The organism is Streptomyces sp. AM25 (genome assembly GCF_058146165.1).
Window position 1 is genome coordinate 327,556 of sequence record NZ_JBKIWN010000002.1, and the last position, 15,483, is coordinate 343,038.

Sequence of the window (15,483 nt, forward strand, 5' to 3'; positions counted from 1 at the left end):
GGATGAGCAGCAACGAAGACAGGCTCCTTGAGTATCTCAAGCGGGTCACCGGAGACCTCCGCGAGGCCCGCGAGCGCCTGCGCGAGGCCGAGGAGAAGAACCAGGAACCCATCGCCATCGTGGGGATGGCCTGCCGGTACCCGGGCGGCGTCCGCTCGCCCGAGGACCTGTGGCGGCTGGTGGCCTCCGGCGGCGACGCCGTCGGGGAGTTCCCGGCGGACCGGGGCTGGGACGTGGAGGACATCTACGACCCGGACCCGGAGGTGCAGGGCAAGACCTACGCACGGCACGGCGGATTCCTGTACGAGGCCGGGGAGTTCGACCCCGGGTTCTTCGGGATCAGCCCGCGCGAGGCCGTCGCGATGGATCCCCAGCAGCGGCTGCTGCTGGAGACCACGTGGGAGACCTTCGAACGGGCCGGCATCGACGCGGAGTCGGTGCGGGGGAGCAGGACCGGGGTCTTCGTCGGGTCCGGCTACCAGGACTACGTCAACCTTCTGCTCGGGGTGGGCGGCGAGTCCGACGGCCACGTCGGGACGGGCAACTCGGCCAGCGTGATGTCCGGCCGCATCGCCTACACCTTCGGTCTCGAAGGCCCGGCGGTCACCGTGGACACGGCGTGCTCGTCGTCCCTGGTGGCCCTGCACTGGGCGGTCCAGGCGCTGCGCAGCGGCGAGTGCTCGATGGCACTGGCCGGCGGCGTGCAGGTGATGACGACGCCCACCCCGTTCGTGGAGTTCAGCCGCCAGCGCGGGCTGGCGCCCGACGGCCGCTGCAAGGCCTTCGCGGCCGGCGCGGACGGTACGGGCTGGGCCGAGGGCGTCGGTATGCTCCTGGTGGAGCGGCTCTCCGACGCCCGCCGCAACGGTCACCAGGTGCTCGCGATCGTCCGCGGCAGCGCGGTCAACCAGGACGGTGCGTCCAACGGCCTGACCGCGCCGAACGGTCCGGCGCAGCAGCGGGTCATCCGCCAGGCGCTGGCGTCGGCCCACCTGTCGCCCGCCCAGGTCGACGTGGTGGAGGGGCACGGCACGGGCACCACCCTCGGTGACCCGATCGAGGCGCAGGCGCTGCTCGCCACCTACGGCCAGGAGCGGCCCGAGGGACAGCCGTTGTGGCTGGGCTCGCTGAAGTCCAACATCGGTCACACCCAGGCCGCTGCCGGTGTCGGCGGCATCATCAAGATGGTCATGGCGATGCACCACGGCGTGCTGCCGCGCACGCTGCACGTGGACGAGCCGACCCCGCACGTCGACTGGTCGGCGGGTGCGGTGCAGCTGCTGACCGAGGCCGTGGAATGGCCGGAGTCGGACCACCCGCGCCGGGCCGCCGTCTCGTCCTTCGGTGTCAGCGGCACCAACGCGCACACGATCATCGAGCAGGCCCCGTCGCCGGAGGAGGAGCCGGAAACGGCTTCCGCGGCCGGTCCGTTGGCGTGGGTGCTCTCGGCCAAGAGCGATGCGGCGCTGCGGGCACAGGCGGCCGGTCTGCTGTCCTTCGTGGACGACGAGACGTCGCTGCTGGACGTCGGCTTCTCGCTGGCCACGACCCGGGCGGCGCTGCGCCACCGGGCCGTGGTGGTGGGGGAGACCCGCGAGGAACTGCTGGGCGCCCTGGGTGACTTGGCGTCCGGGACCCCGTCGTCCGGCGTGGTGCCGGGGCGTCCGGCCGGCGGCAAGACCGGCTTCCTCTTCTCGGGCCAGGGCTCGCAGCGCCTGGGCATGGGCCGCGAGCTGTACGCGGCGTACCCGGTGTTCGCGGCGGCGTACGACGCGGTCTGTGCGCAGCTGGACGCCGATGTCGACGTGGACTCGGAGGAGCTGCACCGCACGGGCGCCGCCCAGCCGGCCCTCTTCGCCGTCGAGGTGGCCCTGTTCCGGCTGCTCGAATCCTGGGGCATCCGGCCGGACTACGTGGCCGGTCACTCCGTCGGCGAGATCGCTGCGGCCCATGTGGCCGGGGTGCTGTCGCTGGAGGACGCGGCGAAGCTGGTGTCCGCCCGCGCCCGGCTCATGCAGGCGCTGCCTGCGGGCGGTGCGATGGTGGCTGTGCAGGCGACCGAGGACGAGGTGCTGCCGCACCTGACGGACGAGGCCGGTATCGCGGCGCTCAACGGCCCGCAGTCGGTGGTGCTTTCGGGCGCCGAGGACGCGGTGACGGCCATTGCGGCGGTCTTCGCCGAGCAGGGTCGTAAGACGTCGCGGCTGAAGGTGAGTCACGCGTTCCACTCGCCGCTGATGGACCCGATGCTGGACGAGTTCGCCGCCGTCGTGCGCGGCCTGACGTTCAACGAGCCGCAGATCCCGGTGGTGTCCAACCTCACCGGCGCGCTGGCGGAGGCGTACACCGCCGAGTACTGGGTGCGGCACGTCCGCGAGGCGGTCCGTTTCGCCGACGGCGTGCAGACCCTGCACGGCCTCGGCGTGACCAAGTTCGTGGAGATCGGCCCCGGCGGCGTCCTCAGCGGCATGGCACAGAGCTGCGTGGACGCGGCCCTGACGGTCCCCGTCCTGCGCACGGACCGTCCGGAGCAGCAGGCGATCGTCACGGCCCTCGCGCAGCTGCACACCCACGGTGTCCCGGTGGACTGGAGCGCGTTGTTCTCCGGCGCCCGGAAGACCGCTCTGCCGACGTACGCGTTCCAGCACGAGCGGTACTGGGTGGACGCGACGGAGTCCGCCGCCGCTGCGGTGGACCCGGTCGAGGCGGAGTTCTGGGAGACCGTGGAGCGCGAGGACCTGGAGGCCCTCGCCGGAACCCTGGACATCCGCGCCGAGGACGCGTTCAGCGACGTGCTGCCGCGCCTGTCGTCGTGGCGGCGGCAGCGCAAGGAGCAGTCCGCCGCGGACGGCTGGCGCTACCGGGAGACGTGGAAGCGGCTGAGCGGTCTCACGTCGGCGGGCATCGGCGGCACGTGGCTGCTGGCCGTGCCGGAGGAGGAGAACGAGCAGGCCGCCGCGGTCCGTACCGCGCTCGCCGCCCGCGGTGCCGACCTGAAGACCCTGGTCGTCGGCCCCGCGAGCGACCGCGACGGGCTGGCCCGGGAGCTGGCCGGACTCGGGCCGGTCGACGGCGTGCTGTCCCTGCTGTTCACCGACAGCCCCGTGCTGTCCACGCTGCTGCTCGTCCAGGCCCTGGGCGACGCGGGCGTCGAGGCCCCGCTGTGGTGCCTCACCTCGGGCGCGGTGGCGGTGGACGGTTCCGACGCGGTGCGCAACGCCCGGCACACCCAGGTCTGGGGCCTGGGCCGGACCGCCGCCCTGGAACTCCCGCGGCGCTGGGGCGGGTTGATCGACCTGCCCGAGGCCGTCGACGACCGGGCCGCGGCCCGCCTCGTCGAGGTGCTGGGGCAGGCCCGTACGGGCCGGTGGGAAGAGGACCAGCTCGCCGTCCGCGCCTCCGGCGTCTTCGCCCGGCGGATCGCGCACGCCCCGGCCCGCCCGGCCTCCCGCCGCTGGCAGCCGCGGGGCACCGTCCTGGTCACCGGCGGCACCGGCGCCCTCGGCGGGCACGTCGCCCGCTGGCTGGCGCGCAACGGTGCCGAGCACCTGGTGCTCACGAGCCGGCGCGGCGCGGAAGCGCCCGGAGCCGCCGAACTGGCGGCGGAACTGGAAGCGTTGGGCGCCCGCGTCACCGTCGCCGCCTGCGACGTGGCCGACCGCGACGCCGTGGCCGCCCTGCTGGCCGGGCACACCTTCACCGCCGTGGTGCACACGGCCGGAGTCGCCGACGCCGGCATGGTGACCGAGACCACCCCGGCCGAGTTCGCCGCCGCACTCGCCGCCAAGGCCGGCGGCGCCGCACACCTGGACGAGCTGCTGGGTGATCAGGAGCTGGACGCCTTCGTGCTCTTCTCCTCGATCTCCGGCGTCTGGGGCAGCGGCGGCCAGGCCGCCTACGCGGCCGGCAACGCCTTCCTCGACGGCCTCGCCCGGCAGCGCCGCGCCCGCGGCCTCACCGCGACCGCCGTCTCCTGGGGACCGTGGGCCGACGGCGGCATGGTCCAGGACGGCGACGACGAGGAGCGGCTGCGCCGCCGCGGGCTGCACGTGATGGCCCCCGAGTCGGCGATCACCGCCCTGCACCGCGTACTCGACCGCGACGAGCCGCAGCTGACCGTGGCCGACGTCGAATGGCCGCGCTTCGTCGTGCCGTTCACCCTCGGCCGCCCGAGCCCGCTGCTCGGCGACCTCCCCGAGGTGCGCGAGGCGCTGGCCGAGAACGCCCCCGCGGAGCAGCACGGCTCCGGGGCGCTCGCCGGGAGCCTGGCCGGGCTGGCGCGGGAGGAGCAGGAACGCCTCCTCGTGGACCTCGTCCGCACCCACGCGGCCACCGTGCTCGGGCACCGCGGCGCCGGCGCCGTCGAGGCCGACCGGCCCTTCCGGGACCTGGGCTTCGACTCCCTGACGGCGGTCGAACTGCGCAACAAGCTCAACGAGGCCACCGGCCTGGCCCTGCCCACGACCCTGGTCTTCGACCACCCCACGGCGGCCGACCTCGCCGCCCACCTGCGGGCCGAACTCACCGGCGGCGACAGCCCGGAGAGCACGGCCGAGGCCGCGGCCGCGGTGCTGGACGAGCCGATCGCCATCGTCGGGATGGCCTGCCGCTACCCCGGCGGCGTCCGCTCGCCCGAGGACCTGTGGGAGATGGTCGTCTCGGGCCGCGACGGGATCACGCAGTTCCCCGCCAACCGCGGCTGGGACATCGAGGCGCTCCACCACCCGGACCCCGACCACCCCGGCACCACCTACACCACCCAGGGCGGATTCCTGCACGACGCGGACGGGTTCGACCCCGCCGTCTTCGGGATCAGCCCGCGCGAGGCCGTGGCCATGGACCCCCAGCAGCGGCTGCTGCTGGAGACCACGTGGGAGACCTTCGAACGGGCCGGCATCGCCCCCGACACGGTGCGCTCCACCGGAACCGGCGTCTTCATCGGCTCCGGCTACCAGGACTACGCCGCCCGCCCCATCAAGGTCCCCGACGGCGCCGAGGGCTACCTCTCCACCGGCAACTCGGCCAGCGTGATCGCCGGCCGCCTCTCCTACACCTTCGGCCTGCAGGGGCCCTCGGTCACGGTCGACACCGCGTGCTCGTCCTCACTGACCGCCCTGCACCTGGCCGTTCAGGCGCTGCGCAACGGCGAGTGCTCGATGGCGCTGGCCGGCGGCGTGATGGTGATGTCCAGCCCGTCGGCGTTCACGATGTCGAGCCGGCAGCGCGCCCTGTCCGTCGACGGCCGCTGCAAGGCGTTCTCCGCGTCGGCCGACGGCACCGGGTTCGCCGAGGGCGTGGGCCTGGTCCTGGTCGAGCGGCTCTCCGACGCGCGCCGCAACGGGCACGAGATCCTGGCCGTGGTCCGCGGCAGCGCGGTCAACCAGGACGGCGCCTCCAACGGCCTGACCGCGCCCAGCGGCAAGGCCCAGCAGCAGGTCATCCGGCAGGCACTGGCCAACGCCCGGCTCGCCCCGGACGCCGTGGACGCCGTGGAGGCCCACGGCACCGGCACCCGGCTCGGCGACCCGATCGAGGCGCAGGCCCTGCTGGCCACCTACGGCAAGGACCGCGAACAGCCCCTGTGGCTCGGCTCGTTCAAGTCCAACATCGGCCACTCGCAGGCGGCCGCGGGCGTCGGCGGCGTCATCAAGATGGTGATGGCCATCCGCAACGGCGTCCTGCCGCAGACCCTGCACATCGACGAGCCGACCCCGGACGTCGACTGGTCCGCCGGGAACGTCCGCCTGCTGACCGAGCAGATCGCCTGGCCCGACCAGGGCAGGCCCCGCCGTGCCGCCGTCTCCTCGTTCGGCATGAGCGGCACCAACGTGCACACCATCATCGAGCAGGCCCCCGCCGAGCAGGTCCCGGAGCCGGCCGACGCCGCCCCCGGTGCCGTGGGCGTCGTCCCGTGGGCGCTGTCCGCGAAGTCCGCGCGGGCCCTGCGCGAGCAGGCACGCCGGCTGCTCGGCCACGTCGACCGCACCGCCGGTCTCGCCCTGCCCGACGTGGGCCGCGCACTGGTGACCACGCGGGCCCGGCTGGAGCACCGGGCCGTGGTCGTCGGCCGCGACCGGGAGGAGCTGCGGGCCGGACTCGCGGCCCTCGCCGACGGCGAACCGTCGGACAGCGTGGTCCAGGGCTCCGCCGGAGCCTCGGGCAAGGTCGCCTTCGTCTTCCCCGGCCACGGCTCGCAGTGGACGGAGATGGCCCGGGAACTGCTGGAGACCTCCCCGGTCTTCGCGGAGCAGGCGCAGGCCTGCGCAACGGCCTTCGCCCCCTACCTCGACTGGCCGCTGCTCGACGTCCTGCGCGCCGAACCGGGCGCGCCGGGCCTCGGCGACCTGGAGGTCGCCCAGCCCGCCCTGTTCACCGTGATGGTGTCGCTGGCCGCGCTGTGGCGCTCCTACGGAGTGACGCCCGCCGCCGTGATCGGCCACTCGCAGGGCGAGGTCGCCGCCGCGTACGTCGCGGGGGCGCTCACGCTGGAGGACGCGGCCCGGATCGTGGCGCTGCGCAGCCAGGTGCTGCTCAAGCTGGTGGGCAAGGGCGCGATGCTGGCGGTCGCGATGCCCGCCGACGCGGTGCGCGCGCGGCTGGAGACGTACGGGGACCGGCTCTCGGTCGCCGCCGTCAACGGCCCCGCCACGCTGACCGTCTCCGGCGAACCGGACGCGGTCGACGAACTGCTGGCGGAGCTCGAGGCCGAGGGCGTGCGCGTGCGCAAGGTCCGCGGTGCCACCGGTGCCGGGCACTCCGCCCAGGTCGAGAACCTGCGCGAGGAACTGCTGGAGCTGCTGGCCCCGGTCGCGCCGCGCGCCGCGGAGATCCCCTTCTACTCCACCGTCACCGGCACCCCTGTGGACACCGCGTCCCTGGACGCCGAGTACTGGTACCGCAACGCCCGCCGGACCGTGGAGTTCGAGCGGACCGTCCGGGCGCTGCTGGAGGACGGGCACGGGGTGTTCGTCGAGTGCAGCCCGCACCCGCTGCTGGTCGGCGCCGTGCAGGAGATCGCGGAGGACGCCGGCGCGGACGCCGTGGCCGGGGGCTCGCTGCGCCGGGACCACGGCGGCATGGACCGCTTCCTGCGCTCGGTGTCCGAACTGCACGTCAACGGCGTGCACATGGACTGGTCGGTGCCCTTCGCCGGGCACCCCGTGCGCCGCGCGGAGCTGCCGACGTACGCCTTCCAGCGGCAGCGGTACTGGCTGGAGGACGCCGACACGGCGCCCGCGGGTGCCGATCCGGTCGAGGCCCGGTTCTGGGAACTGGTCGAGCGCGCGGACCTTCCCGAACTCGCCGGGGAACTCGGCACGGACGACGCCGCCCTGATCGGCCCGGCGCTGCCGGTGCTCTCCTCGTGGCGGCGGCGCAACCGCGACAGGTCCATGGTGGACGGCTGGCGATACCGGGTCTCCTTCCGGCAGCTCGCCGAGGAGCCGGGCGCTCCGGAACTGGACGGCCTGTGGCTCGCCGTCCTCCCCGCCGGACTGGCGGACGAGGAGTGGGCACCCTGCGTCGTCGGCGTGCTGAGCGCCCACGGGGCCAAGGTCCGCGTGGTCGAACTCCCCGTCGACTGCGACCGGAAGGAGACCGCGGACCGGCTGGCCGCGGAACTCGGCGGCGAACAGCCGGCCGGAGTCCTCTCCATGCTCGGCTTGGCGCCCGGCCCGCACCCGCAGCACGCCACGCTCTCCGCCGGCCTCGCCGCGACGGTGACCCTGCTGCAGGCGCTCGGCGACCTGGACGTCCAGGCACCGCTGTGGTGCGCGACCCGGGGCGCCGTCTCCACCGGGGCGGCCGACCCGCTGCGCGATGCCGACCAGGCACAGCTGTGGGGCATGGGCATCGTGGCCGCACTGGAGCAGCCCCGGCGCTGGGGCGGTCTGATCGACCTGCCCGAGGTGCTGGACGAGCACGCCCTGCGCCGTCTGGCCGGGGCACTGGCCCAGGACGGCGAGGACCAGCTGGCCGTGCGCACGGACGGCGTGTTCGGCCGTCGCATGGTCCGCGCCCGGCCGGCCGAGGGACAGCCCGCCCGGCCGTGGCAGCCGCACGGCACCGTCCTGATCACCGGCGGCACCGGCGGCGTGGGCCGGCACCTGGCCCGCTGGCTGGCCGGCGCGGGCGCGCAGCACCTGGTGCTGACGAGCCGGCGCGGGCCCGACGCCCCCGGCATGGAGGAGCTGAGCGCGGAGCTGACCGCGCTGGGCGCCGAAGTCACCGTCGCCGCCTGCGACATGGCCGACCGTGACGCGGTCGCCCGGCTGCTCGCCGGCATCGACTCCCGGCACCCGCTCACCGCGGTGCTGCACGCCGCCGGCACGGCACGCTCGTCCCTGCTGAGCGACGCCGGTCTCGAGGAGTTCGCCGAAGCGGCGGCCTCCAAGGTCGCGGGCGCCGTCCACCTGGACGAACTGCTGGGCGACCGGGAGCTGGACGCCTTCGTCCTCTTCGCCTCCGGCGCCGGGGTCTGGGGCAGCGGCGGACAGGCCTGCTACGCCTCCGCCAACGCCTTCCTCGACGCCCTGGCCCTGAGCCGCCGGGCCCGCGGGCTGACCGCGACCTCGGTGGCCTGGGGCGGCTGGGCCGGCGGCGGCATGGTCGACGACGCGGTCCAGGAGCGCGGCGAGAAGCGGGGCCTGGGCTTCATGGCCCCCGAACTGGCCGTCTCCGCCCTGCACCAGGCCGTCGAGCACGACGAGGCGGCCCTGACCGTGGCGCCGATCGACTGGGAACGGTTCCTGCCCGCCTTCACCGTGGGCCGGGCGAGCGCGCTGCTGGCCGACCTGCCGGACGTGCAGCGGCTGCTGGCGGCCGAGCAGGCCGCCGAGGAGCCCGAGGGCGAGGCGGCCCTGGCGGCCGAGCTGGCCGGGCTCTCCGCGGCCGAGCAGGAGGAACGGCTCCTGGAGCACATCCGCTCACAGAGCGCCGTGGTCCTCGGCCACACCTCCGCCGAGGACGTGCCGCCCACCGCACGGTTCCTGGAGCTGGGCTTCGACTCGCTCACCGCGATCGACCTGCGCCGGCGCCTGGCGGCCGCGACCGGTCTGAAGCTGCCCGCCGGGCTGGCCTTCGACCACCCCTCGCCGGCCAAGCTCGCCAGGCACCTGCAGAGTCTGCTCTCGGGTTCCGGGCGCGGCGCCGCCGAGGAACGGCCCGCCGACATGCTGGTGCAGCTGTACCGGCACGCGAGCGAGACCGGGACGGCCGGCGAGGCCATGGGGATGCTCATGCAGGCGTCCCGGTTCCGGCCCGCCTTCGAACGGCCCGAGGACCTGGCCGAACGGCCCGTCCCGGTGCGGTTCGCGCAGGGCGACGCGGCAACGCCGGTGATGTGCTTCTCGCCGTACGTCGTACCGGCCGGGGCGCACCAGTACGCGCGGTTCGCGGCACCCTTCCGCGACCAGCTGGACATGTGGGCGCTGACCAACCCCGGCTACGAAGCGGGCGAACCGGTCCCGTCCGACGTGGACGCCGTGCTGCGGCTGCACGCGCAGACCGTGCTGGAGTGCGCGGGCGGCCGGCCGCCGGTCCTGCTCGGCTACTCCTCGGGCGGCTGGATCGCCCACGGGGTGGCGGCGCACCTGGAGGCCATGGGCGTGAAGCCGGCGGCCGTGGTGATGGTCGACAGCTTCAGCCGGGCCATCCCCTTCGACCCCCAGGTGCTCAACGCGATGGCCCAGGCGCAGTCGGAGCGGCTGGACTACATGAAGTCCGGTGGCGAGCAACTCACCGCGATGGGCTGCTACATGCGCCTGTTCGACGACTGGGAGGCGCCGTCGATCGCCGCGCCGACCCTGCTGGTGCGCGCGGGCGAGCCCCTGCCGACCGACACCGCGGACGGTGACGGACGCGCGGCGCCGCCCGAGCACGTGGACACGATCGTCGAAGTGCCCGGAAACCACTACTCGATGATGGAGGACCACGCCGGCACCACCGCGGCGGCGGTCCGCTCCTGGCTCGCAGGCACCGTCGAGTCCATCAACCCCCTTGCAGAAGACAGCGAAGCTGGGAGAACAGCATGACGAAGGCGCTCTACGAGATCGGTGAGACCCCGCCGCTCGGCGAGGTACCGCAGCAGATGTACGCCTCGGTGATCCGGCAGGACCGTTTCGGCGAGCCCAAGCAGGCGTTCCGTACCGAGGTCGTCGACACCCCCCGGGTGGGCCGGGGCCAGGTGCTGGTCTACGTGATGGCCGCCGGCATCAACTACAACAACGTGTGGTCCTCGCTGGGTACGCCGGTCGACGTCATCGGCATGCGGCAGCGCCAGGGGCAGCCGGAGGACTTCCACATCGGCGGCTCGGAGGGCTCCGGCGTGGTGTGGGCCGTCGGCGAGGGCGTCCGCAACGTCTCGGTCGGCGACCAGGTGCTGCTCACCAGCGGCCAGTGGGACGAGAGCGCCGAGGACATCCGGCTGGGCACGGACCCGCTGATCGCGAACAGCACCCGGGCCTGGGGCTACGAGACCAACTACGGCTCGTTCGCGCAGTTCTGCCTGGTCGACGAGTACCAGTGCCACCCCAAGCCCGCGGGCCTGTCGTGGGAGGAGTCGGCGGCCTTCCTGCTCACCGGGCCCACCGCCTACCGGCAGCTGTTCGGCTGGCAGGGCAACCGGGTCGGCCCCGGCGACCCGGTGCTGATCTGGGGCGGCGCGGGCGGCCTCGGCTCGATGGCCATCCAGCTCGTCAAGATGGTCGGCGGCATCCCGATCGCCATGGTCTCCGACGAGGCCCGTGCCGAGTACTGCCGCGGCCTCGGGGCCCAGGGCACCATCAACCGCCGCGAGTTCGACCACTGGGGCCGGCTGCCCGACGTCGACGACGCCGAGGGCTCCGCCCGCTTCCTGCGCGGCGCCCGCGGGGTCGGCAAGAAGATCTGGGAGATCCTCGGCGAGCGCAAGTCCCCGAAGGTGGTGCTGGAGCACAGCGGCCAGGACACCCTGCCGACGTCGATGTACCTGTGCGACAACGGCGGCATGGTGGTGATCTGCGGCGGCACCTCCGGCTACAACGGCGACATCGACCTGCGGCACCTGTGGATGCGCTCCAAGCGCCTGCAGGGCTCGCACTACGCCAACCTCCGCGAGTGCCGCGAGGTCATCCGCCTGGTGGAGGCCGGCCTGATCGACCCCTGCCTGGCCGCCTGCGAAGGCTTCGAGGACATCGGGCGCATGCACCAGATGATGCACGACAACGTGCACCCCTCCGGGAACATGGCCGTCCTCGTGAACGCGACCGGCCGCAACCAGACGACGCTCGAACTCCCCACCGCCGCCTGACGGTTCCCGACGACCACCCCTCTCACCAGTACGTGCAAGGAGAGTCATGACCGACGCCACCACCGGGGCACCCGCCGTCCCCAAGGCCCGCAGCTGCCCGTTCCTCCCGCCGGACGGCATCGCCGGGATCCGTGAGACCGCCCCGGTGACCCGGGCCACCTTCACCAGCGGCCAGGAGGCCTGGCTGGTGACCGGCTACGAGCAGGTGCGCGCCCTGCTGCGCGACCCGTCGTTCAGCGTCCAGGTGCCGCACGCGCTGCACACCCAGGACGGTGTCGTGACCCAGAAGCCGGGCCGCGGCAGCCTGTTGTGGCAGGACGAGCCGGAGCACTCCACCGACCGCCGGATGCTCGCCAAGGAGTTCACCGTCCGGCGCATGCAGGCGCTGCGGCCGAACATCCAGCGCATCGTCGACGAGCACCTCGACGCCATCGAGGCCCAGGGCGGCACGGTCGACCTGGTGAAGACCTTCGCCAACCCGGTGCCGTCCATGGTGATCTCCGACCTGTTCGGCGTTCCGGTCGAGCGTCGGGAGGAGTTCCAGGAGATCGCCGAGGCGATGATGCGCGTCGACCAGGACGTCGCCGCCACCGAGGCCGCGGGCATGCGACTGGGCGGCCTGCTCTACCAGTTGGTCCAGGAGCGCCGGGCCAACCCGGGCGACGACCTGATCTCGGCGCTGATCACCACCGATGACCCCGAGGGCGTCATCGACGACATGTTCCTGATGAACGCCGCCGGCACCCTGCTGATCGCGGCGCACGACACCACCGCGTGCATGATCGGCCTCGGTGCGGCGCTGCTGCTGGACCGCCCCGACCAGCTGGCCCTGCTCCGCGAGGACCCGTCGCTGATCGGCAACGCGGTCGAGGAGCTGCTGCGTTACCTCACCATCGGCCAGTTCGGCGGCGAGCGCGTCGCCGCCGAGGACGCGGAGATCGGCGGCGTGCGCATCGGCAAGGGCGAGCAGGTCGTCGCCCACGTCCTGGCCGCCGACTTCGACCCCGACTTCGTCGAGGACCCGGAGCGCTTCGACATCACCCGTCGCCCCGCCCCGCACCTGGCGTTCGGTTTCGGCCCGCACCAGTGCATCGGCCAGCAACTGGCCCGGATCGAGCTGCAGATCGTCTTCGAGACGCTGTTCCGCCGCTTCCCGACCCTGCGCCTGGCCAAGCCCGTGGAGGAGCTCCGCTTCCGCACCGACATGGTCTTCTACGGCGTGCACGAGCTGCCCGTCACCTGGTGACCCGCGCGGCACCCTGAGTTCCCCCGGTGAGCAGCGCCCGTGAACTGCGGGCGCTGCTCAGCGCTTTCCGGCGCCGGGGACCGGGAATAATCGGCCGGGAATACTAGGGGATGCCCTACTGACGGGTACATAGCATCTGAGCATGGAGACTCCGCAAGCTGCGCGCCGGACCGGCACGGTCCTGGCAGCCGCCGTCACGACGCTGGCGTTAACCGCGCCCGCGGCGCTCGCCTCACCGCCGCAGCCCGCCGCGGCGGTGACGGCCGTCGCCCCGGCCGCGCAGCCGCAGGCGGCCCGGCACGCCATCCCGTTCACCGAGGCCGTCGTCACGCAGCACGACGACGGCTCGTACTCCGTGAACTGGCGTGCGCCGGGCGTGCGGTCGGTGACCGTGTACGCCGACGGGCGGGAGGTGGCCCGCGGGGGTGCGGAGGCGAGCGTGACGGTGCGCGGCCTGCCGGCGGCCGACCGCCAGTGGTTCCGCCTCGTCCCCGACCAGGGCGACCCGCTGACGCTCGCGGACCGCTCGCTCCACCTGGCGGGCGCACCCAACTTCCGTGACGCGGGCGGCTACCGGACCTCCGGCGGGCAGTGGGTGCGGATGGGCGTGCTGTACCGCACCGGCGCGCTGTCGAAGCTGACCGACACCGACGTCGCCAGGCTCCAGCGCCTCGGCATCCGCACCGACTACGACCTGCGCGCCCCGGGGGAGCGGGCGAAGGCGCCGGACCGCATCCCGCAGGACACCCGCTACGTGGTCGCCGACGTCACCGGCGAGGACGTGGACCTGCCCGCCACCCCCGAGCAGGCGGCCGAGCTGATGACCGAGGGCAACCGCGCCTACGTCTCCAGGGATTCGGCGCGCAAGGCCTACGGCGCCCTCTTCCGCGACGCCGCGAACCCGGCCGCGTACGCGCTGGCCTACCACTGCACGGCGGGCAAGGACCGCACGGGCTGGGCGAGTGCCGCCCTGCTGACCGCGCTCGGCGTCGACCGCGGCACGGTCATGCGCGACTACCTGGCGACCAACGAATACCGGGCGCAGGAGGTGCAGGAGATCCTCGGTCAGGCGACACCCCATGACGCGGCCATCCTGAAGCCGGTGCTCGAGGCGCGTGCCGGATACCTGGACGCCTCTTTCGACGAGGTCGGCCGCCGGTACGGCACATTCGAGAACTATCTGCACGAGGGCCTGGGGCTCGACGACCAGGCGCTGGCCGGACTGCGCAAGGCCCTGCTGACGGACTGAATCCGCGGGAGCCGTACGGAGCATCCGGAACGCCCTTATTTTTTCGGGCAATTGATGTATCACCCATTGTCGAATTCATCGATCGCGTGAAAGGCACGACATGACCGAGACCGACCTCCGCACCGGGTCGCCGGCCCTCGACTTCCCCCAGAGCAGGACCTGTCCGTTCCAGCCGCCGAAGGACTACACGGAGCTGCGGGAGCACGGCCCGCTGGCCAAGGTGAGCCTGTTCGACGGCCGCCCGGCGTGGCTGGTGCAGGGGCACGCGGAGGGGCGCGCCCTGCTCGCCGATCCCCGGCTGTCGTCCGACTGGGGACACCCGGTCTTCCCCGTCGTCGTCCAGCGCACGGAGGACCGCGGCGGGCTCGCGTTCCCGCTGATCGGCGTCGACGACCCCGAGCACGCACGGCAGCGCCGCATGCTGATCCCGAGCTTCGGCGTCAAGCGCATGGCCGCCGTGCGCGCCATGATCCAGCGCGACGTCGACCGGCTGCTGGACACCATGCTGGAGAAGGGGCCGGGCGCGGACCTGGTGTCCGCCTTCGCGCTGCCCGTGCCGTCGCTGGCCATCTGTGCACTGCTCGATGTCCCGTACGACGACCACGACTTCTTCGAGGAGCGTTCCCGCGACTTCGTGGGCGCCAAGACCTCGGCGGAGGCCGACGCGGCCTTCGGCCAGCTCTACGCCTACCTCCACGGCCTGATCCAGCGGAAGCAGGCCGAGCCCGGGGACGGGCTGCTGGACGAGCTGATCGCCAGCCAGCTCGCCGAAGGCGCGCTGGACCTCAACGAGCTGACCATGATGACCCTGGTCCTGCTGGTGGCGGGGCACGAGACCACGGTCAACGCGATCGCCCTGGGGTCCCTCACGCTCCTCCAGCACCCCGAGCAGCTCGAGATGCTCCAGCGCGACCCGGGCATGATCTCCCAAGTGGTCGAGGAGCTGCTGCGGTTCACCTCGGTCTCGGACTTCATGGTCCGGATGGCCAAGGAGGACATCGAGGTCGCGGGCCGGACCATCAAGGAGGGGGACGCCGTACTGGTCTCCATCACGCTGATGAACCACGACGCCGAGGCGTACGAGGACCCGTACTCCTTCGACATCCGGCGCAGTGCGCGGCACCACGTCGGTTTCGGCCACGGCATCCACCAGTGCCTCGGCCAGAACCTCGCGCGCGCCGAGCTCGAAGTCGCCATCGGTACGCTCTTCTCCCGCATCCCCGGCCTCAAGCTGGCGGTTCCCCTCGACGAGGTGCCGATCAAGGCGGGCCACGACGCCCAGGGCCCGATCGCGCTCCCGGTCACCTGGTGAGGCGCGCGATGGAGACAACGGAAGAGGGCGGCGCCCCGCGCATCACCGTCGACCGCGACCGGTGCATCGGCGCCGGGCAGTGCGTGCTGGCCGCGCCCGAGGTCTTCACCCAGGACGACGACGGACTGGTCGAACTGCTCCCGGGACATGAGGACATGTCGGGCGAACCGCACGTGCGCGACGTCGCGATGGCCTGTCCGGTACAGGCCGTGACGATCTCCGGCGACTGAGCCGGGCCGGCTGCGCACGACGAGGCCCGCGACCGCGACGAGCGGTCGCGGGCCTCTGCGTATCCGGGCGGGCACGGAGAGTGGAGGAACACTCCGCGGGTGGCGCAAAACCGCCGTGTTCTGGCGTGACTTCGACCGTACCGAACCCCGTCGGGGCGG

The 15,483-nt window shown here is 73.3% G+C and carries 6 protein-coding genes; all 6 read left to right on the forward strand.

The genetic code is table 11. The features are described from left to right. Nucleotides 1-2 precede the first annotated feature (2 nt). The 6 genes from ACLHRZ_RS03480 to ACLHRZ_RS03505 all read left to right on the forward strand — a co-directional run bounded on the left by ACLHRZ_RS03480 (nt 3) and on the right by ACLHRZ_RS03505 (nt 15,324). Nucleotides 3-10,031 (forward strand): type I polyketide synthase, encoded by a 10,029-nt coding sequence (locus ACLHRZ_RS03480; protein ID WP_490416714.1) that lies wholly within the window; start codon nt 3-5, stop codon nt 10,029-10,031. Continuing rightward, nucleotides 10,028-11,287 carry a crotonyl-CoA carboxylase/reductase gene (ccrA, locus tag ACLHRZ_RS03485; protein ID WP_490416715.1) on the forward strand — a complete coding sequence of 420 codons (1,260 nt, stop codon included), beginning with the start codon at nt 10,028-10,030 and terminating at the stop codon, nt 11,285-11,287. Before ACLHRZ_RS03480 ends, ccrA begins: the two co-directional genes overlap by 4 nt. Before the next feature lie 46 nt (nt 11,288-11,333). Then, nucleotides 11,334-12,533: a cytochrome P450 gene (locus ACLHRZ_RS03490; protein WP_490416716.1), complete on the forward strand. Its 1,200-nt coding sequence runs from the start codon at nt 11,334-11,336 to the stop codon at nt 12,531-12,533. A 142-nt stretch (nt 12,534-12,675) separates the two neighbouring features. Further along, nucleotides 12,676-13,782 (forward strand): tyrosine-protein phosphatase, encoded by a 1,107-nt coding sequence (locus tag ACLHRZ_RS03495; protein WP_490416717.1) that lies wholly within the window; start codon nt 12,676-12,678, stop codon nt 13,780-13,782. Nucleotides 13,783-13,882: 100 nt separating this feature from the next. After that, the gene (locus tag ACLHRZ_RS03500) at nt 13,883-15,094 is read left to right on the forward strand and encodes a cytochrome P450 (RefSeq protein WP_490416718.1); all 1,212 of its coding nucleotides are present in this window, start codon (nt 13,883-13,885) and stop codon (nt 15,092-15,094) included. A gap of 8 nt (nt 15,095-15,102) precedes the next feature. Then, complete coding sequence (locus ACLHRZ_RS03505) at nt 15,103-15,324, forward strand: ferredoxin (RefSeq protein WP_490416719.1); 222 nt, start codon at nt 15,103-15,105, stop codon at nt 15,322-15,324. Nucleotides 15,325-15,483 lie beyond the last annotated feature (159 nt).